We start from the raw sequence: 23,865 nt of genomic DNA, 5'->3' as shown, positions 1-23,865 counted from the left end.
TTAAAAGATGACATTTTAAAACATTTTTACCACTTATTTGGAAAAATGTATCGGGTATCTTCTTGTGTTTTCTTTCATATCTGTAACCACCAATTCAAACGAATGTTTGCCTGATGGAGTTCTTTCATCGAAACTGTGCCAAAGTGTTGCGGTTTTCGCATCAAATTCCATTAATATCCATTTGCCATCCATGTAGCCGTTAAAGCTTTTAATGCCCGATAAATTATCACTGATTTTAAAAATCATTTTAGATAAACCAGCCATGTTTTTTCCTTCGGCAATATTGATGGGTGAAATCCGTGGAGCAATGGTATCAACTGCAATGTAAAAACTGCCAAAGTTTCTTGGTGTTGCTTTTACAAAACCATTATCATAATATCCACCCTGTGATGAGCCGTTTGAATTGACAATCAATGCTTTGCTCCGGAGATTTTCAGGGAGGTTATCAGCCTTAATTGAGATGTCGAATCCGATATGCAATGGCGTGTATCTGTTATGGATCTGATGAACAGCTGACCAGGCATTACCAGCAGGTTTAGGCAACTTTTTATAAGTGAAGTTTAAATCGCTGTACAATGTTCCGAGAGGGAAAACTACTTTAATATCATCGGTATTAAACTCGTTTACTTTATTGTATGGATAAATTACTCCGGCAGGAACAACTGGCGCTGTAATAGTTGCTAACCCTGCATTTACCGAGAAAGGGAGGATAGAAACATTTCCTTTCGAATCTGTAATGATATAGCGAAGCTGATGTGGAGCACCGTCGTTGAAATTGATCCTGCCGTTATTGACCAAACCACTATAAATTTTTAAAGGGTTGCCAGGTTCAACAAAACTTTTCTGGATACTTCTTTTCGTATTTAAGTAGGTAGGATAATCGATATGCGAATTAATTGCTTTACTGTCTTCGAAAGCAAAACGTTCAAGTGCAGATGTGTACACTTTTTTGCCATCTACCTCTAATTGAATAGAATATACACCGTTAGTGCCTGATAAACCATTATGCCTATCAGTTACCACGATGCCAAAACCAACCTCGCCAGTTAAGCTGATTGGTGCAACAGTTTTATAACTACCATTTGCTCCACTAATGCCAATAGCCTGTTTAGGTGTATTTTCGTTAAAAGTTTTACCATTTAAACGATATACATAAAGTCCGTGGATAACAGGAGGGATATTATCGGGGATGATGATCCCAAAAAATTGCGGATTTATAGTTTCTTCAGTTTTGGTATCTCTGATTTCGAAATGCAAATGTGGTCCACCTGAACTGCCACGGTTACCAGACCAGGCAATAATATCGCCTTTATGTACAGGAATTAATGTGGCATCCGGAAATTCATCAAGCTCAAATGATTTTTTTTCGTATTCAAGATTCTTAACAATCGTGGCAATTTTTGGTGCAAAGCGCTGTAAATGGCCGTAAACCGTGGTAAAACCATTAGGGTGATTGATATATAGTGCCTGTCCAAAACCACTGTTCTGCACCCTTAACCTCGAAATATAACCATCAGCAACCGCATAAACAGGATAACCTTCGCGCTGATTGGTTCTGAAATCGATTCCGGAATGAAAGTGATTGCCCCTTATTTCGCCAAAGGAGCCTGCAAGGGCAGGTGGAGTAATATCCAATGGCTGTCTGAAATCGGTAATGGGATATTTGTTGTTACTGAAAATCTGTTGTGCCTGAACAAAAGTTGAAAGGGTTAAAAGGCAAATTGAAATGTAAAATTTTAACTTGTATTGGATCGGGTTTTTAATCATTCGTTATTTTACATCAAAATTTAAAAGTTGCTTTCCTTCTAACCAGGCTTCCAGTTTGTCGCCCTTATTTATTTTTCCAACACCCTGAGGCGTTCCGGTAAAAATTAAATCGCCTTTTTTTAAAGTGATATATTGAGAAACAAAACTGATTATCTTCTCGAACGAGAATAACAAATCTTTAGTATGGCCAACCTGGCGGCTTTCGCCATTTATCTTTAACTCAAAATTTAAATTGTAAAGATCTTCGTAATCGCTTTTTGGCAAAAAAATACTGATTGGGGCTGAATTGTCAAAAGCCTTGGCAAGTTCCCAAGGCAATCCTTTTTCTTTGTGTTTTGCCTGGATATCGCGTGCGGTAAAATCGATGCCCAAACCCACTTCATCATAATAATTAGCCGCAAACTTTTCAGCAATATGTTTACCTTCTTTGCAGATTTTTAGAACGACCTCCAGTTCATAATGCACATCATCAGAAAAATCGGGCAGGTAAAAAGGTTTATTATCTTTTAAAACAGCAGTATCAGGTTTAAGGAAAATTACTGGTATGGTTGGAACTGGATTGTTCAGCTCTTTTGCGTGTTCGGCATAATTTCGGCCAATGGCGATGATCTTCATTGTTAAGAATATGAAATATGTAAAAATAGAAGGGAATTAATTCCGCATCAATCAAAAATAGAAAAGAAAATGGTGTTATAAAACTGAGATCCGTTTTACCTGGCTTTCTGAACCTGCAATAACCCTTAAAAAGTAAATGCCTGGGTTAATTCTGTTAGGAACAACAAAGTTTTTGGTATGCTCACCGGAATTTAAACGTTCGTTTAAAAGCGTTGCAACTTCATTACCCAATAAATCGATAATTTTAATTGTTGTTTGGGTACCATCTTTTCCAATAGCTAAAATAATATTTAACTGGTCTTCTACTGGATTAGGATATATTTTAATGATGCTTAACAGTTTGTCTTTCAGTACAACGGTCGCATTTTTAGGCACTGTAGAATAAGTATTGAATATTCCCGAACCGCCAACTGTCATGAAAAGAGGTTTGTAAGGCGTAATATTCGCTTTAATTTCAGGAATTCGACTTGTTTTTTTTGTTCTGCTTTTTAAGCTAATGTGTATGCTATCAATTTGTTGCGACCAAGAATTTACGCTGCACAACAAAATAATGCACAATGTGCAGGCAAGTTTTGTGAGTAACGTTATCTTAGTGTAGAGTTTCATCAAATTGGTATAGCAAATGTATTAATTTAAAACAAAGAAATTAAACATTTTGTTTAAAACCCATAATTTAACACAATTTAACAATAAAATTTAATTTTCATAGTGTCAAAAATACACAATAATTTGGTTGTTAAATTGTTATAGTTAGTTTACTTTTGCCGCACTAAAATATCAACGAAGTGTCAAATCATAAAAATGTCAACGCGTTAACCGCCGGCGGTGTTCTAATTAGCTTAGGAATTGTGTTCGGTGACATTGGTACGTCACCCCTGTATACTTTAAACGCAATTTTTACCACAATTTTAGGTGGAAAGCAGGATATCAATCCAACAAATGTTTTGGGTGTTTTATCCTGCATCATTTGGACATTAACCTTACAGACTACTGTTAAGTATGTTATTATTACCCTCAGGGCAGATAATAAAGGTGAGGGTGGTATTTTCTCTTTGTTCTCGCTGGTGCGCAAAAAGGCCAAGTGGTTGGTTGTTCCAGCTGTTGTAGGTGGCTGCGCATTACTTGCTGATGGTATTATTACGCCCAGTATTACGGTAACATCAGCCATTGAAGGACTTACCAGTAAGTTCGATGTGCCGGTTATTCCAATTGTAATCACCATTTTAACCATTCTATTTATTATCCAGCAGTTCGGTACCAATCTGGTAGGCAAGCTATTCGGCCCGGTAATGTTTGTTTGGTTTGCTGTGTTGGGGATTGTAGGTGTGTCTTTTGTGGTTAAAGATTTCAGCATTCTAAAGGCATTTAATCCTTACTATGCCATCCATTTATTGGTGACCAATAAACTGGCGTTTTTAATTCTGGGTGGGGTGTTTTTATGTACTACAGGGGCGGAGGCTTTATATTCTGACTTGGGTCACTGCGGAAGAAATAACATTAGAATCAGTTGGATTTTTGTGAAACTTACGCTTATCTTAAATTATTTAGGGCAGGGCGTTTGGATTTTGCAGAACAGCGGCAGTTATATTCCTGGAGCGAAAATGAATCCATTTTTCCAGATCGTTTCCAGTCAGTTTCAAATTCCGATGGTTATATTGGCTACAATGGCGGCGGTAATTGCCAGTCAGGCTTTAATTAGTGGCTCTTTTACCTTAATTGCAGAGGCAGTACGTTTGAACCTTTGGCCTAAAATTAAAATTATTTATCCGTCAGTTTCAAAAGGCCAATTATACGTTCCTTCCATCAACTGGATGTTATGGATTGGCTGCTGTGGCATTGTTTTCTTGTTTCAAAAAGCAGAGCGAATGGATGCGGCTTATGGTTTATCCATCACCATAGCCATGTTAATGACCACCATTCTGGTGAGTTTTTATTTGAGAAGCAGACGGTTCCCGAAATATTTAATAGCCATATTCTTCTTTACCTACGTGATTATTGAAGGTACATTTTTAATCAGTAATTTAACCAAATTCTTACATGGCGGTTGGGTAACGGTATTAATCGGTTCTTTATTATTTACGGTGATGTGGAGTTGGTTTGTAGCCCGTAAGATTAAAAATCGTTTTGTTAAATATGTCGAAATTGAAGATTACTACCAGATTTTAACCGAATTGAGCAGTGATGAATCGGTTCCGAAATACTCTTCACAGTTGGTTTATTTAACCAGTGCCAATTTTAAAACTGAAATTGAATCAAAAATTATTTATTCCATTATTCAAAAGGAGCCAAAACGCGCTGACGTATACTGGTTGGTGCATGTTGACGTAATGGATGAGCCTTATACTTTAGATTATAAAGTTGAATTCCTGATTCCAGGCAAGCTAATCCGGATCGACTTTAGGTTGGGCTTCAGGATTGAACAACGTGTTAATTTATTATACCGTAAAGTGGTTGAAGAATTGGTGAAAAATGGTGAAATTGATATTACCAGTCAATACACTTCGTTGAACAAGCATAAAATTGCAGGCGATTTCAGGTTTGTACTTTTGGAAAAACATTTATCGAAGTTTACCAAATTGAGTTTCTATGAGAGACAGATTATGGATTATTATTTTATCCTTAAAAAATTAAGTTTATCTGAGGAGCGAAGTTTTGGTTTGGATAGCAGTTATGTTGATGTAGAGAAAGTTCCATTAATTTTCGTTACACCGGATGATATCGAATTACATAGGTTGCCGGTTTAATTAAATGAGGACTGCCATTTTAAGTTTGGGAATCATACTGTTTATAGCAGGTCCCGCAGCCAAAATATACCATCTGGATCATGCTAATAATTACATGATTGCATCTGGATTAGGCCTCGTGATGATTACCGCACTGGCATTTATCAAGAAGAAATAAATATAATCCTCTTTCTACTCAAGAAAGGGGATTTTTGTTTAATGGAATTTATCCTCGTTCCATTTACCGGGATTATTGATGATGTAATTTGAAATGTTTTGATATGCTCTTTCATCACGAATGATGTGTTCGTAATAATTACGCTGCCAGAGCTTTCCCATTATTTTATTGTGTGACTTGAACAACTGCAGGCATGCATTTGAAACAATTGATTTGTAAGCTCCGACGATTTCAGCAATTGTCGGGGCGACCCTTGCGGTCGCCCTGTTTAATTCGTTTTGCTCTTGTGCGACCGCAAGGGTCGCCCCGACAGTAGTTCGATCTGATAAGACGATGATGCCATGCATGTGATTCGGCATGATCTGAAAAACATCAAGTTCAAAATTCGGAAATCTCTCCGCTAAATTAATCCATTCGTTATAAGCGATAGTTCCAGGCTGATTTAGGATCATTTCATCACCTGAAACTTTTCCAAATCTATGGATTCTATCTTCACAGCAGATCGTGATAAAATATGCCCCTGCTTTTGAATAGTCGTAACCCTTTAACCTGATCGATCTTCGATGATGTATTAAAGGATTGTATTTCATTTACTAAACCTCCGGATTTGCCAGTTTACTATGCCTGTAACCATAAGCAAAATAAACCACCAGCCCAACTACCAGCCAAATGCCGAAACCGATCCAGTTTGAAATACCAAGTTCGCACATCATGTATAAACAGCTGATCAATCCCAAAACAGGAATTAATGATAAGTTTTTGGTAATGCAATAGTAGGTGATGACCACGCAGATAATCAAGAAAATCCACATAGGGATTTTGTGCTTAAATAAACCCCAGCCACTTTCGTATTTCTTCTCTACAGGCACTTTTGAGGCTGAAATAAACTGCTCATAACGATCAGCAGGTAATGCACTGAGGTAAGATTCTGCGTCTACTTTCTCGGCCAATACAATTTGCGGCTTAGCATTGTTAACAATTTCTTCTTTAACAATTTTCAGTTCATCGCCACTTAAAGAGGTTACGAAAGTCACGGTTTGGATGGTTTTGGGCGAATTGAAAAAGAATGCTTTGGTTTCTTTTCCGTAATTTGTAAATGCGAAAATTAAGGCGCCAATTAAAATAACCGGAATAATAAATTTACTGTTTACATATGGTATTTTGAATTTTCCACGTTGAACGTCAGGCCTGTTCTGTAGTACCAAAACTCCTGCACAAACCAATACGAAAGCGAAAAGTGTTCCGATAGAACATAAATCGGTTACGATGGTAAGGTTCATAAAAAGCGATGGTACAGCTACTACAAAGCCAACCACAATTGTAGCAAATGAAGGTGTTTTATATTTCGGGTGGATTTTAGAAAATGATTTCGGTAACAACCCGTCTCTGCTCATGCTCATCCAGATGCGGGGTTGACCCATCTGAAATACCAAAAGTACACTGGCCATTGCAAATACCGCACTTACGGCAATAATACCGCTCATTAATTTTAAATTAATCTGATCAAAAACAAATGCTAAGGGATCGCCAACGGCTAAGGTATCTGATTTAACAATACCGGTTAAAACCAATGCAATAGCTACATAAAGAATGGTACAGATAATAATGGCCCACATCATTCCACGCGGCAAATCGCGTTGTGGGTTTTTACATTCTTCAGCCGTTGTAGAAATGGCATCGAAACCGATATAAGCAAAAAATACTGCTGAAACGCCTTTTAGAACTCCTGCAACGCCATTAGGTGCAAATGGATCCCAATTTTTTGTATCTACATAAAATATACCTACCGCCAATACCAAAAGAATTACGGCAAGCTTAACCACCACCATGGCATTACTGGCATTACGGCTCTCTTTCATACCTCGGTAAATTAACCAGGTAATTAAAATGATAATGCCCAGGGCAGGGATATCTGCAACGATGTGAAAACTACCGATTTTTGGGGCGGTGAGCCATGCATTATTGGCCAAAGCTGTGGCCGAATCTAAATCTGCAAGGTTTTTTCCAGCGGCTAAAAGTGCTTCAGCATGTTTATGTCCGTTGTAAGCACTTAAATAATCCATTGTCATCCAATCGGGTACGTGGATTCCATCTATGCCGAGGGGAGGTATTTTTATGGTGGAGAGTAATCCAGTAAAATAATCAGACCAGGATATGGCTACCGTAATATTACCGATAGAATATTCCATAATGAGCGACCATCCAATAATCCAGGCTACCAATTCGCCAAAGGCTACGTAAGAATACGTGTAAGCGCTACCCGAAACCGGTACCATTGAGGCAAACTCTGCGTAAGCAAAGGCTGCGAAACTACAGGCTACCGCTGTAAAAATAAATAAAAAGATTACCGCCGGACCACCATCTGCACTTGCCTTGCCAATCGTACTAAAAATGCCGGCTCCAATAATTGCTGCAATTCCAAAAGCTGTTAAATCGCGTACACCGAGTGTTTTATGTAATGTATTTTCGTGGTCGCCATAGCCTTTTGCCGCATCTTGTAATATCTTGGAAATAGATTTCTTTCTGAATAGCTTTTCGAACATCTTTTATTTGCTTGTTTGTTCAAACTTATAAAAAGTTTGGCTAAAAACGTTTAAAGCAGGATATAATTTTCAATACACTACGCCATGAGTGGTAAAATGCCGAAGAAAAGAAGCTTGTTTATTAGATTAAAGTAAAAATTTAAAATTATTTGGCTTGAATAATCCTTTGTTTGATTGGCATAATTTTATGACTCGTGAAAGTTCTAATTTTGTTGCCAATAATCAATCAGATAAATAAGGGATCTTAATTAGATGTTTGATTGGAATATTTTTAAAGGTAAGAGTATCAAGATGAATGCAAATACAGCACAAATAAAATATATTAAAGAACGCCACCAGGGTTTGGCCACTATACTGGCCTTTGCCTTAATTCCATTGTCTGGTTTTGCTACCGATATTTATATACCCTCCTTACCAACAATGGCAGGTGAAATGCAAGTAAGCAGTGTTCAGGTTCAACTCACCTTAAGTATCTTTTTAATTAGCTATGGTATTGCGCAACTTTTTATCGGGAGTGTGCTTGATAGCTTTGGAAGGTATAAGATCTGCCTGTATGCGTTGTTGATTTTTGCAGCGGCAAGTATTGTTATTGCCACAACCCATAACATTTACCTCATTTATTTAATGCGCGTTATTCATGGACTTACTGTAGGCGCAATTGTGGTGGCGAAAAGGGCATACTTTGTTGACCTCTTCGAAGGCAATCAGTTAAAACATTACCTCAGTCTGTTTTCCATCATTTGGTCTACTGGGCCAATTGTAGCACCTTTTATTGGTGGTTATCTTCAAACTGTATTTGGTTGGGAATCCAATTTTTATTTTTTGGCAGGTTTTGCACTTGTTTTTGCGGTGCTGGAGTTATTGTTCAGTGGCGAAACGTTAAAACATTTTACTGATTTTCAGCTAAAGAAAATAACAGGTATTTATATCGAAATGATTAAAACAACCAGTTTTACCCTGGGTATTGTAATGTTGGGCTTAGCCTATTGTATGGTTATGGTTTACAATATGACCGGCCCGTTTATTATCGAACATCATTTTAATTTTTCACCTGTTATTGCAGGTTATAGCTCATTGTTTTTAGGTTTTGCCTGGATGGTTGGAGGCTTTATAGGCAAGGCCACCATTAATAAGCCCTTCTTTAGAAGACTAATGATTAATTCTCTGTTTCAGGTTGCTTTTGTCGTCTTGATGATTGTAAGCTTAAATTTTGTTTCTAACATCTGGTCGTTAATTTTCTTTGCCTTTTTAATTAATGTAGGAGCAGGCTTTACCTTTAATAATTACTTTACATTCTGTCTGAGCAAATTCCCAAAAAATGCGGGCATTGCAGGCGGCTTAACAGGAGGGATTACCTATGTGATTGTTTCTTTTTTGAGTTATGGTATCGTAAATCTGATCCCGGCCAAAGATGAACGTAACCTAAGCTATAGTTATCTGATCATGATCTTAATATCGGTTTTAGTGATGTTTATTATTTTAAGGATTCGAAAAAAAGATGAAGTATAATTTATTATTTGATCCGGCCTTGTTCATCAGTTACGCTGGTTTTTCGCTCCCGGGTGCTCTTAATACTGCTGCTACCAAAAATGTAATTTAAACTGAGTCTGTAAACCCTGCTCTCTTGTTTTTGCGTGAGGTTATAATCTAAACCCGAAAGTGCACTGCTGATTCTTGCTTTTCTGGTGTCGAAAACATCGTTGGCAGAAAGTTTAACATTGAGTTTCTTGTCGAAGAACGATTTCTTGATTCCAAAATCTACTCCATAATAGGGCTTAATGGCATAAGTGCCATAAATTTGCGAAGAGGCATATTCTCCTGACAGTTCTGCTGATGTTGATGGACTGAGCGTAAAACTGTGACTACTGTTGATCATAAAATTCACTTTCTTTCTGTCGTATACACCATCGCCTAAGTTTGCGGTTTTGATCTGGTTATAGGTGCTGGTAAGTGTATTGTCCATGCTCCAGAATTTGGTAATGATTGTAGGGTAGCCGATCGTTAGATCATAGGCATATTGTTTATCGAGGTTTTGAACGGTTTGATACAATGTTTTCTTCTCGTTTTCAGGTAGCAAAACGTCAATAATTAAATTGTTGGTGATGCTGTATCCCAATGAAATATTTAATGTTTTTTTATAATTGTACGCCAGTTGAAAAGAATTGGTATACTGCGGATTAAGAAAAGGATTTCCCTGACTAAAAGTATATAGATCAACAAAGTAAACGAAGGGATTGAGTGATTTGTAATCAGGTCGATCTATCCTTCTGCCGTATGAAAAACCAATTTCATGATTAGCATTTAGGCTTTGGTTGATGTTAAAACTTGGGAAAAAATCAAAATAACTGCGTTTTACAATCTTATTGTCGTTAATCGAATTTCCTTTGGAGTTGGTTTGTTCAGTTCGTAAACCAATTTCAACACTAGTTGATTTAAATTCATGCTTTAGGGTGGCATAAGCGGCATTGATGTTTTCGTCGTAAATAAAGCGGTTACTTCTGCCTGCATCATTTTTCCAATCTGTTCCGATTAGGTTTTCGAACCGAAAATCATTGTCTGTACTTACCCAACTGCTTTTTAAACCTAAGGCTAGTTTAGTAGTAGTGTTAAGTGGAAGTGCATAATCAATTTTCGCAGCTTTGATAGTGATAAGGGAAGGGGTGGCATTTCGAAAAATGGCAGGTGATTTATACATCGAAGCACTTTGGTCGAAAAAGGAATTTTGGTAAATGGTATTTTCTTCACTATGGTATTTCGCATAATCTAAATCGATTGATAATTCCTGACCTAAGGTATCCATCACTCTTTTGTAATTGAGGTTATAAGCCTGATTGCGGTATTTATTCCTTGCTGGATTATCGGCAACGATAGAAGAATCAACCTTTGTAAAACTTTGCCCAATAGCGGTAAGGCCATTAGATGCATCGTGACCATCGTTGAAATAACCCGTAGTGAGGAAACCTAAAGTGTTTTTATCGTTGATGAAATAATCAATCCCAGCTTTGTAATTGTTATTATGTGTGGATCTGGTCTGTGTATTCGATTGATGGAAATAAGTATTTTGATCGTTGCCATTTACTACCCTCAAAATGTCCAGGTTTTCGGTGGCTTTATTATTGTTGCTAGCGAAGTTCCCGAAAATGTTAAGGTTCTTGTTTCGATGGTTAATGGATATCCCGGCATCGCTTTTTGGATTCTTGCCATATCCGAAACCTAAATCTATGTTTCCGTTTGTACCATAGTTCGCGTTCTTTTTTAGCTTGATATTGAGCAGACCTGCATTTCCTTCAGCATCGTATTTAGAAGAAGGGCTGGTAATTAGTTCGATCGTTTTTATTTCGCTACTATTTAACGATCGTAATCTGGTAGCCAATTGTTCGGCCGATAAATAAGTCGATTTTCCATCAATAAGCACATTGACACCAGATCTACCTCTGATATTGATTATCCCATCCTGATTAACCGTTACACCGGGCATTTTAGCAAGTACTTCGAGTGCAGTATTTCCGGTTGAAACAATACTGTTCTCTACGTTCATCACAGTTTTATCGTTATAACGTTCTATTAAAGACTTGCGGCCAGCAATAACAACACTTTCCAGTTCATTTATATCCGGTTGTAACGTAAAACTTAAATCGATATTGGTTTTGTGTGGTTTTAGCTCCAGCGTTTCTAAAAGGGTTTTATAACCAAGTGATTTAACTTCTACTGTACACTTACCCGACGGGAAATTATCCAATGTAAAATTCCCTTGTTCGTTAGTTGTCACGGTTTTGATAAAGGAATAGTCTGTTCCACTTTTAAATTTGAGCGTAGCCAAAATTTTTGTGTTGTTTTTAGAGATAACTGTTCCAGTAATATGGGTTTTTACAGTTTGGGCATAAAGCAGATTGACACAAAATAAAGTAAGTATCATAAAGAATGGAGCGAATGGTTTCATTATTAGCTAGGGATCTGATGATTAGTTTCTCCTTTTATCTGATTAGGAATTAAACAAAACTAGATCATTAGTTGCATTAATTGGTAGATTTTAACAATGTTTAACCCAATTAACATTTTTTTACATATTGTGGTTCATCAGTATTGGTAAATAACAATTCTTGCCTAATTCTGTGCACTTTGTATTTCCATGGCCAAAAAACGCTTAACAAAGATGCTAAAGCCAGTTGATTCTCTCGCGGGTTGTCACGCTGAGCGGAGTCGAAGCGTCTTTTGCATTATCCATACTCCTTGATGAGAATTAAACTTTAGTCTTAACGAGAAGATAAGACCAGGTAAGGTTCATAATAAAAGAATTAACTTCATTCTTAATGAGACAATAAGACTAGTTAAATACCAGATAAGTTAATTTCCGTGCTTCTGTGTTTCCGTGGCAAAAAATGCTTAGCGAGATGCTAATGCCATTTGACAGAATTAAACTTTATTCTTAGCGAGACGCTAAGAATAGGTAAGGTACTGCAGATGAAACATTGGTTGTTGATTACCGAAAAAACATGAAGTAAGTGGCTGATCCTTTATTCCTGCTTAGTTTCCGTGCCTTCCGTGTTTCTGTGGCAAAAAAAAATGCTTAGCGAGGCGCTAAGACCAGATAAGTGTTTGCTATTTAACTTTCAGATAAGTGCCTTCTAGTGTGGCGTTGAATCCAAATTCACAATCATTTAACTGGAACGGACTCTCCTGCGAAATGATTAAAAAGCCATTGTAGAATTTAACTTTGAATGCACATGATTTGTTCACCTTAATGATCAGCTGGTTATTTTTCAAAACAGCCTTTCCAGATGCATCAGCAATGTTTCTTCCAGGATCATGGGTAACCGAACCAATATCATAACTGTAGGTATTGCCACTTATTTTTTTGATGGTGATGCTTCCCTGATAGCCTTTTTCACCGTATTGATAAGCATATTCTCCTGCCAGCTGATCTGGTTTAAGAGGTGAAAATATTTCTGGCTTAAGATTTTGATTGGTTTTAAGAGCTAATATGATTGTATAGCTGGTATCTGATTTGGTAGAAGACCAGTTGCCTTCCAGTTTATTGTTTTTAAGCGTTGCATCAATACTCCCGCTAATATTTCCATCTCTTTCAAATTCATGCAGCGAATACTGATTTTGATCTTCTATATGGCCAATAATTTTAATTGGCTGTTTCAATCTGGTGTTTAAATATCTGATATCTCCTAAAATGAGCTGATTAGAAACAGAAATGTTTAATTCAACCGGAATTTTCTTATTTATGAAACCGGTTAAGGTATATTTCTGTATGGTATTATTTTGTTTTTGTTGCGCGTGGCAAATGCTTTTTGCAAATATTAAAATGATCAATATTGTTTTAAGTACGCGCATAAAAATGTTTTTTTCTAAAAATAGAAAAGTCGCGGAGATTAACCGCGACTTAATAAATATATTGATTAGCCTAATTTCTCTAACTCATCTTTTACAAAACTTGCCAGCTCCTTTACATATTCTTCGCTGAAATCGAATTTGATGCCTGCGGTTTCATATATCTCATTTATTGGTTTGGTATAACCCAAAGCAAGTGCAGCCAGGTATTGTTCTAAAGCCTTTTCAGGATTTTCTTTATAATTTTTCCAAACTGCAATAGCACCTAGCTGTGCAATTGCATATTCTATATAATAAAATGGAACTTCGAATAAGTGCAGTTGTTTTTGCCATACATTTCCAAATTGCTGCTCCAAATCTGTCCAATCAGCGAAACCAGCACCAAAACGGTTATAAATCTGCTTAAATGTTTCTTCACGGTCAGCAGCGGTATGGCTTGGGTTGGTATAAATCCAATGTTGAAACTGATCAATTACGGCAACCCATGGCAATGTTTTCAAAACATCAGCCAATTGTTCTTTTTTAGCGCGGTTTAAATCTTCTTCATTGTCGAAATAAACATCCCACTTATCCATGGAAATTAATTCCATACTCATTGATGCCAGTTCGGCTACTTCAGATGGACAATGTTTAAAATCGTTTAGCGCTAAATTGGCAGTTAAAAAAGTATGGATGGCGTGGCCGCCTTCGTGCACCATGGTCGTTAAATCGCGTAACGAATTGGCCGAATTCATAAAGATAAACGGAGCCCCTGTTTCAGCCAATGGGTAGTTGTAACCACCGGGCGCTTTACCTTTTCTACTTTCTACATCAAATAGATTATTGGCTTTCATGGTGGCCAATTTTGAACCCAGTTTTTCATCAATGGCATTAAAGCAGGCAATACTTTTATCAATCAGCTCTTCGCCATTGTTAAATGGTTTTAAGGCAGGTTTACCACTCACGCTTACTTCCAAATCCCAAGGCTTTAACACTTCTAAAGCTAAAGCTTCGCGGCGTTTTTCAGCTTGTTCTTTTAAAATCGGAACAATTTCCTTTTCAATCGCATTGGCAAAATCATAACAATCCTGTGGGGTATAATCAAAACGCCCCAAGGCTTGGAACATATAATCGCGATAGTTTTCAAAGCCGGCGTTTAAGGCAACCTGATTACGCAATCTGATTAGCTCATCAAACAAAATGTTTAAATCATCTTTATCAACCAAACGGCGTTGTTGGATCGTCTTCCACGCATTTTCGCGCACTTCGCGGTTTAAATCTTTAATAAAAACAGAAGCTTGCTCCAAAGTATACTCCTGGCCATTTAACTCAACGCTCATGGCGCCTGTAATACTCTGATATTTTTGTTGTTTTACCTGAAGCTCAGTAAAAAGTTCAATATTTTCTTCGCGGTAAAGTTCAAGGGCTTTTTTAATCGCACGACTGTATACGAAATATTTTTCTTTGTCCAGATCATCCATAAACGGACTTTCGACAAATTTTTTGTTCAATTCATTGGCCAGCGGAGAAATTTTTGGCTCAATTTCCGTCGCAAAATATTGGAAGTTTTTAACCAGTTCTTCATTGGCCGTATCGCAGCTCATTTTAATGTACCGCCAGGCAAAGTCTTCTTCCAAAGCTGCTTCCAGCTCCGAACGGTCTTTTAACCATTGCTCTAATTCAACAGTGCTGTTTATTTCCCGGTTTTGAAGTTCAGTGAAAAGTGGTTCTAAATTTTCCCAGGTAATGTTTAGTTGCTGTGGAATATATGTTCTAGGTTTCTTAGTTATCATAATAGTTAATTATTGAATTAGAGAATGATTGAAGGAGTGAATGGTTTATGGCGCAATGTTATTTTCTCTCATTCAAAATTCAATCATCCACTCATTTTTATTTATGTCTCAAATACGCATCTATTAAAAAGCATATTGCAAATACTACCGATGCATAACCATTTAAGGTTTGAAATGCCCTGTTTACCTTGCTAATGTCATTTGGTTTTACAAGCAAATGCTGATAAATCAACATCGAACAGAAAAACACAATACCTACGTAATAAACCCAACTAAAGGAAGTAAAAAACACAGGCAAAATAACACAGGTAGCCGAAAGTATATGTAATAGCACCGAAACATTCAAAGCATTTTTAATGCCAATTGCCGATGGGATGGAATGTAATTTTTCTTCGCGATCAAATTCTTCGTCTTGCAAGGCATATATGATATCAAATCCACTTACCCAGAATAATACGGTTAAGGAGTAAAGTACGGGCACCAACGCAAAATGTCCGGTTACGGCAATGTAAGCACCAATAGGAGCGAGCGCCAGGCCCAGGCCCAATACCAGGTGGCAAAGCGCTGTGAAACGTTTGGTGTAGCTGTAAAATAAAACTACAAATAAGGCAACTGGAGACAAATAAAAACAAAGCGGATTAATAAAATAGGTGGTAATAGCGAAAAGTACACAATTGGCGATAACAAAAATTAATGCTTCATTTGCTGAAACTTTACCTGCAGGGATATCACGCATTTTCGTGCGCGGGTTCTTTGCATCAATATTCCGGTCGAGATAACGATTAAAAGCCATGGCCGAGTTTCTGGCAAAAACCATGCAGAGCAAAACTAAAATAAGTTTATACCAGGAAAATGGATTTTCTGTTGTAGTTACGCCCAAAAAGAAACCAATCATGGCAAATGGCAGCGCAAAAACGGAGTGAGCGAATAATACGAGTGAAAAGTATTTTTTCATTTATTTTAAAAGATGATTACACAGATGATTTGATTACACAGATTTTAAATGTTGATCTGAAAATTGTGCACTGCAGACTGAAAACTGTTTAAAACTTCTTATAGTCTGTCGGAACGACAAAATCTTTATTCACCTCATAAATGAAATTTAAAACTTCATCTTTTCCGTTACCTTTTTCGGCAGAAGTGATAAAGGTTGCCGGAATCTCTTCGAAAAATTCGCCGAGCTTTTTCTTAAAGGCTGCTACATTTTTCTGTGTGGTGGTCATTCCTTGTTTATCTGCTTTGGTAAAAATTAGCGAAAAAGGGATCTGTTTCTCACCTAACCAATAACAGAACTCAATATCGATTCCCTGAGGTTCTAAACGGCTGTCTATCAAAACAAAAACGCATTGTAGGCTTTCTCTTTTAGTGATGTAGGCACGGATAAATTTTTCCCACTTCTCTCTGCTGGTTTTAGAAACTTTCGCATAACCATAACCCGGTAAATCGACAATATACCAGGCTTCGTTAATTAAAAAGTGATTAATCAACTGCGTTTTTCCTGGGCGCTGAGAAGTTTTGGCCAATCCATGTTGATTAACGAGCATGTTGATCAATGAAGATTTACCCACATTAGAGCGGCCAATAAATGCGTATTCGGGCATAATTGGTGCCGGTAATGCCGAAATCTGTGTGTTGCTGCAAACAAATGTTGCCGTTTTGATAATCATAGTGCAAAGGTAGGGTTTTGAGTCCGAAGTCCGAAGTCGGAAGTCCGAAGTACAAATTGATAATTTTTTAAACATGATTTTTGACACTACACTGAATACTTTGCATCAAAGACTTCGGACTCCGGACTAAAGACTCCCGACTTTTCTATATCTTTGCTCCATATCATGAATCAGAATATTACCCCATACCAAGTAGAAGATGCAACTAAAAAAGAGCAGGTTGCAACCATGTTTAACAACATTTCTGGCACTTACGATTTTTTAAACCATTTTCTTTCTTTAGGGATTGATGTATTATGGCGTAAAAAAGCGATTAAAGAATTGGTTTCCATCCAACCCAGAACTTTGCTTGATGTAGCTACCGGAACTGGCGACTTTGCTTTTGAAGCCATTAAAAAGCTCCATCCAGAAAGGGTGATTGGGGTTGACATTTCTGAAGGCATGTTAGAAGTGGCCAGGAAGAAAATTAATGAGCGCAGTTTAAATGAATTTTTTACCGTTCAGGTCGGGGATTCTGAGGGGCTACATTTCGAAAATGATACGTTTGATGCCATTACCTGCGCATATGGGGTACGTAACTTCGAAAATCTCGAAAAAGGATTAACCGATATGTACCGTGTGCTAAAACCAAATGGTAAAATGGTAATATTAGAGTTTTCAAAACCAAAGGTTTTCCCGGTAAAACAATTGTATAGTTTTTATTTTAAACAGGTAACGCCGTTTTTCGGGAAACTCTTCTCTAAAGACCATAGGGCTTATACTTACCTGCCAGAATCGGTTGCCGCTTTTCCAGATGGGAAAGATTTTACCAACCTGATGGAAAAAGTTGGGTTTAAAAGTACCAAACAAAGAATTTTAACGTTCGGAATAAGTTCGATATATGTAGGAACCAAATGATCAGAAAATTAAGCCTCATTCTTTCATTTTTTATTATTTCTACCGCCGTCTTCGCTCAAAACTGGGGTGGCGGAATAGATGATGAAGATTGGAGTTTTGGTTTTAATTTTCAATATATCTCGGCCGAATATAAAATACTTAAAAAGCCAAATTGGCGGTCGCCTTTTTATGAAGTGCCAAATACACTGGATCCATCATACGATCCAAATTCGGGCATTCCGATTACCTCAAACTTAAATGCTATTTCCAGTCAACCCGCTCAGGGTTTTGGATTGGGCTTTGTAATGAACAGGATGATCTCTGATAATTTTGATATCAGGGCAACGCCCTCGCTTATTTTTAGCGATAGGGTAGTCACTTATGAGTATGAGCCCATGGCGCCTATTAACGTTGGCAACGGGCAAACCAAAAATTTCCAAACCGTGGTTGACAGAAAAGTACAGGCCACTATGTTCGAATTTCCATTAGGCATAAAGGTGAAATCGAACCGGCTGAATAATTTTAGGGTATACTGGTTAGGCGGTGCTAAATATTCGATAGACATTGCTTCAAAAAAGAAAACCTTCGATGAAGGAGAAACAGCCGTTAACAAGTTTTTAAAAAATAAAAGGAATTATTTGTCTTATGAAACAGGTATTGGTTTCGATATCTATTTCGAATATTTTAAAATGTCGCCCGAAATAAAACTATCTTATTCGGCCAACGATTTGCTACAGCACGACAATACCATTTACGCCAACCCAATAGATAAGTTGAAATTACGTCAATTAACATTCAGTTTAATTTTTCAATAGTCCTGCAATTCAAAAAAACTTACCTTTGTGGGTATAGGTAAATCAAAGATGGTATCTTAAAGGCTTTACCTGGACTTAAAATTCATAAAAATGTCTAAAATCGCATTAATTACAGGCGCAACTTCTGGTATTGGCGAAGCTTGTGCCCATATATTTGCTCAGCAAGGTTATAATCTGATATTATTAGCCCGAAGAGAAGATCGGTTAGCTAAAATTGCACATCATTTGGAAGATAAATATGGCATTAACATTCAACAGGTTTTGGCAGATGTTCGCGATAAAGGTAGTCTTAAGGCTGCTTTAGAAGCCTTGCCAGCAGCATGGAAAAAGGTTGACGTTTTGATTAACAACGCTGGTTTAAGTCAGGGTTTAGATCCTATTGATAAAGGTGATACAAACGATTGGGACAACATGATTGATACCAATGTAAAAGGGCTGCTTTATGTAACCAAAATTGTTTCCAACTGGATGATTCCAAATCAATCAGGGCATATAATCAACATCGGTTCTATTGCTGGTAAAGAAGTTTATCCGAACGGGAACGTCTATTGTGCCAGCAAACATGCCGTAGATGCTTTGAGTAAAGGCATGCGTATAGATTTATTACCTCATGGCATAAAGGTGACCGAAATTAATCCGGGTATGGTGGAAACCGAATTTTCGGTAGTGCGCTTTAAAGGTGATGAAGACCGTGCGAAAAAGGTATACGAAAACCTGGAGCCGCTCATTGCCGATGATATTGCAGATGCCATTTGGTATGTAGTGAGCAGGCCAAAACATGTTAACATTAACGATATGCTGATTATGCCAACCGCACAGGCTACCGCAACGATAGTAAACAGAGTATAAATTTCAGTTGGCAATTTGCAATAATCAATTAACAAATTTATTTATTCAATAATTAACAATCTTGAACAGTTAACCGGTTTAAACAGTTAACTAATTAACCACGAGTAACAATGATATCAAATACAATAGATCAGGAAATTAAAAAAGCCATGTTGGCTAAAAATAATGCACAATTAAGAGGTTTAAGAGCAATAAAGGCAGCTTTACTTTTAGCGAAAACGGAGAAAGGGTCTTCGGAAGAAATTACAGAAGAAACCGAAATTAAAATTCTTCAGAAACTGATTAAGCAACGCCGCGAATCTGCTGATATTTATAAGCAACAAAATCGCGAAGATTTATTCCAAGTAGAAAACGAAGAGATTGAAGTAATTAATCAATTTTTACCAAAACAGTTAGATAGGGAAGAAGTTGCCTCAATTATTGAGGGGGTAATCAAACAATCTGGCGCTACATCGGTTAAAGATATGGGTAAGGTAATGGGCATGGCGAATGCAGCACTTGCTGGTAAAGCTGATGGTAAATTAATTGCAGAGATAGTTAAAGAAAAACTGGCTTAATTTAAAGTTAAAAGCAGAAAGACTAAAGCTTAAAGCGTATTTATCGCTAGTCGCTTACCGTTTTACGCTTTACAAAGGATGTTTTTATACCGTTTTCGATTTTATTTCAGAAAAATGGGATATAAATGCATAAATTTAATTTTACTCTACTAACTTAGTAGCACAATACCATCTAGAATATATATGACTTACCCGATAATAGAAGAAGACGGATTTAAATACATTGAAGCCGGAACAGGCGAGACACTGGTATTGCTGCATGGCCTAATGGGCGAACTAAGCAATTGGGAACAGGTTATAGAACAGTTTAAAGATCGCTACAGGGTAATTATTCCAATTTTACCAATTTACGATCTGCCTATTTTAACATTGGGCGTAAAAGCATTGTCGAGATATCTTCACCGCTTTTTAAAATATAAAAATTTAAACCAGGTAGTGCTTATAGGCAATTCACTAGGCGGCCACGTAGGCCTAGTATTTACGGTTGCTCATCAGGAATTTGTTAAAGCGCTGGTACTTACAGGCAGTTCTGGTTTGTATGAAAATGCTTTTGGAGGGTCTTTCCCACGTAGAGAAAGTTACGATTATATTAAGGAAAAAGTAGAATTTACATTTTACGATCCCGCAACAGCAACCAAAGAACTGGTTGATGACGTTTTTAAAACAGTTAACGACAGATCGAGGGTTATTCGGATTTTAACCATGGCAAAATCGGCAATACGCCATAACATGGCTAAAGACCTTTCTAAAATTACCATTCCGGTTTCACTTATCTGGGGTAAAAACGATAAGGTTACACCGCCGGAAGTGGCAGAAGAATTTCACCAATTATTGCCAAACTCTGAATTAAATTGGGTTGATAAATGTGGACATGCACCTATGATGGAGCATCCAGAGATATTTAATGCATTTTTAGAGAAGTTTTTAGATAGAATATTGTTAAAATAAATGTTTGCAGCAGAAATCATATCAGATGCAATTCCATCATTAAGAACCGATGACACGGTACAGAAAGCTTTAGATCGTATGAACGATTTTAAACTAAAGCATCTGCCGGTTGTTAACGAGGCAACTTTATTGGGTTTGGTATCTGAAGATGATTTATTGAACATTGATAATCATGATACACCGCTAAGCAACAGTGCCGTAAACATACTTCACGCTTTCGTTTTTAGTAATGCACATGCCTACGATGTCCTCAGATTATTCAATCAGTTAAATTTAACAGCTGTTCCTGTTTTAGATCAGCATAAAAACTATGCTGGTTTAATCCCTGTAAGCAGTATGGTAAACGCCATGGCAGAACAGTACGCGGTAAATGAACCTGGCGGAATAATAGTTTTGGAAATCAGTAACCGCGATAACTCTTTGGCGCATATTGCACAGATTGTTGAAGCCGATAATGCGCAGGTACTCTCTTCTTACGTAAATTCTTTTGAAGATTCTACACGTTTAGAGGTAACGCTCAAAGTAAATAAAACAGAAATTACTTCATTGGTAGCCTCGTTCGAAAGATATGATTACCTGGTTAAAGCGGTATACAATAACACCCAGATTGATGATGGATCGCAGGAGCGTTACGATTCTTTCATGAACTATTTAAATGTATAAACCTACTTTATGAGGATTGCAATTTACGGCAGAGATTTTAACGATACGGTTTTGCCCTATGTACAGGAGGTTTTTAATCATTTAATTGAAAACCACATTCAGCTTGTTTTATATTCTAAATTTAAAACATCACTTCATGGCAAGATAAAACTGCCGGTAAATACCATTATTTTTCATAACCATACCGAATTAAAGAAACATGCCGATGTGTTGTTAAGCTTAGGTGGAGATGGTACTTTGTTAGATACTTTATCATTGATCCGCAATTCGGGCATACCTGTAATCGGGATCAACTTCGGCCGCCTGGGCTTTCTGGCCAGTATCAATAAAAACGAAATCGGATCGGCACTCCATGCGCTCATCAATAAAGAATATACTTTAGATTGCAGATCGCTTTTAGCATTAGAATCGGATAATGGCTTATTTGGTGAAGAGAACTTTGCATTAAACGATATTACCATTCACCGTCGCGATAATTCGGCGATGATGATTATCCATGCTTCAATGAACAATGAGTTTATTAATTCTTATTGGGCCGATGGATTAATTATTGCTACCCCAACGGGCTCTACAGCATACTCTTTAAGTTGCGGAGGCCCTATTATTTATCCCGATTCTAAGAACTTTGTAATTACGCCTATTGCGCCACATAATTTAAATGTACGGCCAGTAGTAGTGCCAGATAGCAACACGCTTTCATTTGAGGTAGAAGCCAGAGAATCAAAATTTTTGGTTTCGTGCGATAGCCGAACCGTTACCGTTGAACGTTCGGTAAAAATCAGCATAAAAAAGGCAGACTTTTGCCTAAATCTTATCCGCCTTAATAATGAAACTTACTTAAGCACGTTAAGGAATAAATTATTATGGGGTATCGATACCCGTAACTACTAAGTATGGCACCAGGCAAACAGTTATTCATTATAGTCTTTCTCATTTTTAGTGCGCAGTTGGTTCATGCACAGCGTACTATAGTGGGCGACCCTTCGTGGGAAGTTGGGATGATGGCTGGCGGTGCAGGTTATATGGGCGACCTTAATCAGAACAATCCATTGCAGATCAGCGGTTTTTCCGGTGGTGCTTATGTAAAGCGAAATTTTAACCAATATGTTGGCATCCGTTTAAATTATACCTATGGGCAAATAAGGGCTGATGATGCCAACTCCAGTAATGAACAATTCCGTGACAGGAACCTGCGTTTTAAAACAGCATTGAATGAGTTTAGCGGATTGGTTGATTTTAATTTCTTTAATTTTAACCTGGGCGGCGGAACACGCCAATTTACACCGTACCTTTTTACAGGGGTAGGGCTGCTTGTATTTAGGCCAACTGTAGATGTTTATGGTGAAAAATATAGGTTAGACCGATTAGGCACCGAAGGCCAGGATAATAGCTATAAAAATGCTGTGTTAACTATTCCTTACGGCTTGGGGTTAAGGTATAATTACAAAGATACCTGGAGCGTTTTTACCGAATTAGGGTACAGAACACCGCTTACCGATTATATTGATGATGTAAGCGGCCGGTACCCGACTATTCCTGCTTATGTTCCAACCGGAGAAAATCTGGTTAATTTATCCGATCCTTCAGCTAACCAGATTGGAGTTCCCGGTACCCAGAGAGGCGATTTTCGAAAAAGGGACACTTATCTATTTGTTAGTATAGGCATATCTTTTACCTTTGTATCCTCAAAATGCTATTCCTTTTAAGCTGATTTTGACATAATTAATGGGATTTAAAGAACAAATAGACTATAGCCGCCTGCCAAAGCACATTGCCGTTATCATGGATGGTAATGGAAGATGGGCTAAAGGCCAGGGCAAAGTGCGGGTTTTCGGACATGAGCAGGGTGTACTTTCTGTAAAAGATATTGTAGAAGGTTGTGTTGAAGTGGGTATAGAATACCTTACCTTATATGCTTTTTCTACAGAGAACTGGAACAGGCCCAAAGAAGAGGTAGATGCGTTGATGCAGATTCTGATTTCAACCATCAACAGAGAAACCGAAACACTTAATAAAAATAATGTTAAGCTGAATGCCATTGGTAATATTGCATCTTTGCCCCAAGAGTGTATTGATGATTTAAAAGAAGCCATGGAGAAAACAGCCCATAACGAAAAATGTACTTTAACACTGGCATTAAGTTATAGTGCAAAATGGGAGATTCTGGAGGCCGCAAAAAAAATTGCATCAGCTGTAAAGAATAATGACATTTCTTTGGATGATATTAACGAAGACCTGTTTGCATCGAAACTGACAACCGTAAATATACCCGACCCTGAACTCATGATCAGGACCAGTGGAGAACATCGGATCAGCAATTACTTGCTATGGCAAATGGCTTATACCGAGTTTTATTTTACTGATGTTTTATGGCCAGATTTCAGACGTGAAAATCTTTTCGAGGCCATTGTAGACTATCAAAAACGCGAACGCCGTTTTGGTAAAATTAGTGAACAATTAAACTAATTTTTCTTTTAACACTTTTTAACAAGCGTTTAAACTAACTTAGCGCCACTTTTATACGATAAATGAAACCATAATAAGGGAACAAT

Annotated in this window: 21 protein-coding genes; 11 read left to right on the top strand and 10 right to left on the bottom strand. The window is 37.4% G+C overall.

Annotation, left to right across the window (positions count from 1 at the left end):
• Nucleotides 1–33 precede the first annotated feature (33 nt).
• From OQX63_RS15970 to OQX63_RS15960, 3 genes are all read right to left on the bottom strand, one after another.
• Entirely contained in the window at nucleotides 34–1,767 is a 1,734-nt protein-coding gene (locus OQX63_RS15970; protein ID WP_265851823.1) for a M23 family metallopeptidase, read from the bottom strand.
• Nucleotides 1,768–1,770: 3 nt separating this feature from the next.
• Nucleotides 1,771–2,382: a fumarylacetoacetate hydrolase family protein gene (locus OQX63_RS15965; protein WP_265851822.1), complete on the bottom strand. Its 612-nt coding sequence runs from the start codon at nucleotides 2,380–2,382 to the stop codon at nucleotides 1,771–1,773.
• A gap of 75 nt (nucleotides 2,383–2,457) precedes the next feature.
• Entirely contained in the window at nucleotides 2,458–2,988 is a 531-nt protein-coding gene (locus OQX63_RS15960) for a T9SS type A sorting domain-containing protein (RefSeq protein ID WP_265851821.1), read from the bottom strand.
• A 179-nt stretch (nucleotides 2,989–3,167) separates the two neighbouring features.
• On the opposite strand from OQX63_RS15960, the gene OQX63_RS15955 reads away from it, so the two are divergent.
• Entirely contained in the window at nucleotides 3,168–5,126 is a 1,959-nt protein-coding gene (locus OQX63_RS15955; protein WP_265851820.1) for a KUP/HAK/KT family potassium transporter, read from the top strand.
• Nucleotides 5,127–5,321: 195 nt separating this feature from the next.
• Here OQX63_RS15955 and OQX63_RS15950 read toward each other — a convergent pair whose 3' ends face one another.
• Together OQX63_RS15950 and OQX63_RS15945 are read right to left on the bottom strand one after the other, a co-directional pair.
• A complete protein-coding gene (locus OQX63_RS15950) occupies nucleotides 5,322–5,873 on the bottom strand; it encodes a transposase (protein ID WP_265851819.1) in 552 nt (183 codons plus the stop codon).
• 3 nt (nucleotides 5,874–5,876) lie between these two features.
• Nucleotides 5,877–7,826, bottom strand: coding sequence for an amino acid permease (locus OQX63_RS15945; protein WP_265851818.1), 1,950 nt, complete (start codon nucleotides 7,824–7,826; stop codon nucleotides 5,877–5,879).
• Nucleotides 7,827–8,117: 291 nt separating this feature from the next.
• Here OQX63_RS15945 and OQX63_RS15940 point away from each other — a divergent pair, with 291 nt between their 5' ends.
• A complete protein-coding gene (locus OQX63_RS15940; protein ID WP_265851817.1) occupies nucleotides 8,118–9,335 on the top strand; it encodes an MFS transporter in 1,218 nt (405 codons plus the stop codon).
• 4 nt (nucleotides 9,336–9,339) lie between these two features.
• On the opposite strand, the gene OQX63_RS15935 is transcribed toward OQX63_RS15940, so the two are convergent.
• The 5 genes from OQX63_RS15935 to yihA form a co-directional block, all read right to left on the bottom strand.
• Entirely contained in the window at nucleotides 9,340–11,766 is a 2,427-nt protein-coding gene (locus OQX63_RS15935; RefSeq protein ID WP_265851816.1) for an outer membrane beta-barrel family protein, read from the bottom strand.
• A 659-nt stretch (nucleotides 11,767–12,425) separates the two neighbouring features.
• Nucleotides 12,426–13,169: a hypothetical protein gene (locus OQX63_RS15930; protein WP_265851815.1), complete on the bottom strand. Its 744-nt coding sequence runs from the start codon at nucleotides 13,167–13,169 to the stop codon at nucleotides 12,426–12,428.
• 65 nt (nucleotides 13,170–13,234) lie between these two features.
• On the bottom strand, nucleotides 13,235–14,938 hold the full coding sequence (locus OQX63_RS15925) for a M3 family oligoendopeptidase (protein ID WP_265851814.1): 1,704 nt from the start codon (nucleotides 14,936–14,938) through the stop codon (nucleotides 13,235–13,237).
• 97 nt (nucleotides 14,939–15,035) lie between these two features.
• Nucleotides 15,036–15,893, bottom strand: coding sequence for a UbiA-like polyprenyltransferase (locus OQX63_RS15920; protein ID WP_265851813.1), 858 nt, complete (start codon nucleotides 15,891–15,893; stop codon nucleotides 15,036–15,038).
• An 88-nt stretch (nucleotides 15,894–15,981) separates the two neighbouring features.
• On the bottom strand, nucleotides 15,982–16,605 hold the full coding sequence (gene yihA / locus OQX63_RS15915) for a ribosome biogenesis GTP-binding protein YihA/YsxC (protein ID WP_265851812.1): 624 nt from the start codon (nucleotides 16,603–16,605) through the stop codon (nucleotides 15,982–15,984).
• Between the two features lie 165 nt (nucleotides 16,606–16,770).
• On the opposite strand from yihA, the gene ubiE reads away from it, so the two are divergent.
• From ubiE to OQX63_RS15870, 9 genes are all read left to right on the top strand, one after another.
• Nucleotides 16,771–17,502: a bifunctional demethylmenaquinone methyltransferase/2-methoxy-6-polyprenyl-1,4-benzoquinol methylase UbiE gene (ubiE, locus tag OQX63_RS15910; RefSeq protein ID WP_265851811.1), complete on the top strand. Its 732-nt coding sequence runs from the start codon at nucleotides 16,771–16,773 to the stop codon at nucleotides 17,500–17,502.
• Nucleotides 17,499–18,296 carry an outer membrane beta-barrel protein gene (locus OQX63_RS15905; RefSeq protein ID WP_265851810.1) on the top strand — a complete coding sequence of 266 codons (798 nt, stop codon included), beginning with the start codon at nucleotides 17,499–17,501 and terminating at the stop codon, nucleotides 18,294–18,296. The genes ubiE and OQX63_RS15905 overlap by 4 nt, the downstream gene beginning before the upstream one ends.
• Nucleotides 18,297–18,386: 90 nt before the next feature.
• Entirely contained in the window at nucleotides 18,387–19,145 is a 759-nt protein-coding gene (locus OQX63_RS15900) for an SDR family oxidoreductase (protein ID WP_265851809.1), read from the top strand.
• Nucleotides 19,146–19,255: 110 nt separating this feature from the next.
• Nucleotides 19,256–19,702, top strand: a complete 447-nt coding sequence (locus OQX63_RS15895; protein ID WP_265851808.1) for a GatB/YqeY domain-containing protein — start codon at nucleotides 19,256–19,258, stop codon at nucleotides 19,700–19,702.
• Between the two features lie 183 nt (nucleotides 19,703–19,885).
• Entirely contained in the window at nucleotides 19,886–20,650 is a 765-nt protein-coding gene (locus OQX63_RS15890; RefSeq protein WP_265851807.1) for an alpha/beta fold hydrolase, read from the top strand.
• The gene (locus tag OQX63_RS15885) at nucleotides 20,651–21,313 is read left to right on the top strand and encodes a CBS domain-containing protein (RefSeq protein ID WP_265851806.1); all 663 of its coding nucleotides are present in this window, start codon (nucleotides 20,651–20,653) and stop codon (nucleotides 21,311–21,313) included.
• Nucleotides 21,314–21,322: 9 nt separating this feature from the next.
• A complete protein-coding gene (locus tag OQX63_RS15880; protein WP_265851805.1) occupies nucleotides 21,323–22,204 on the top strand; it encodes an NAD kinase in 882 nt (293 codons plus the stop codon).
• Between the two features lie 2 nt (nucleotides 22,205–22,206).
• Nucleotides 22,207–23,019 (top strand): DUF6089 family protein, encoded by an 813-nt coding sequence (locus OQX63_RS15875; protein ID WP_265851804.1) that lies wholly within the window; start codon nucleotides 22,207–22,209, stop codon nucleotides 23,017–23,019.
• 19 nt (nucleotides 23,020–23,038) lie between these two features.
• Nucleotides 23,039–23,779, top strand: coding sequence for an isoprenyl transferase (locus OQX63_RS15870; RefSeq protein ID WP_090501841.1), 741 nt, complete (start codon nucleotides 23,039–23,041; stop codon nucleotides 23,777–23,779).
• Nucleotides 23,780–23,865: the final 86 nt, after the last annotated feature.

The organism is Pedobacter sp. PF22-3 (genome assembly GCF_026239555.1).
GTDB lineage: Bacteria > Bacteroidota > Bacteroidia > Sphingobacteriales > Sphingobacteriaceae > Pedobacter.
This window is presented reverse-complemented; position numbering and strand designations above follow the sequence as displayed.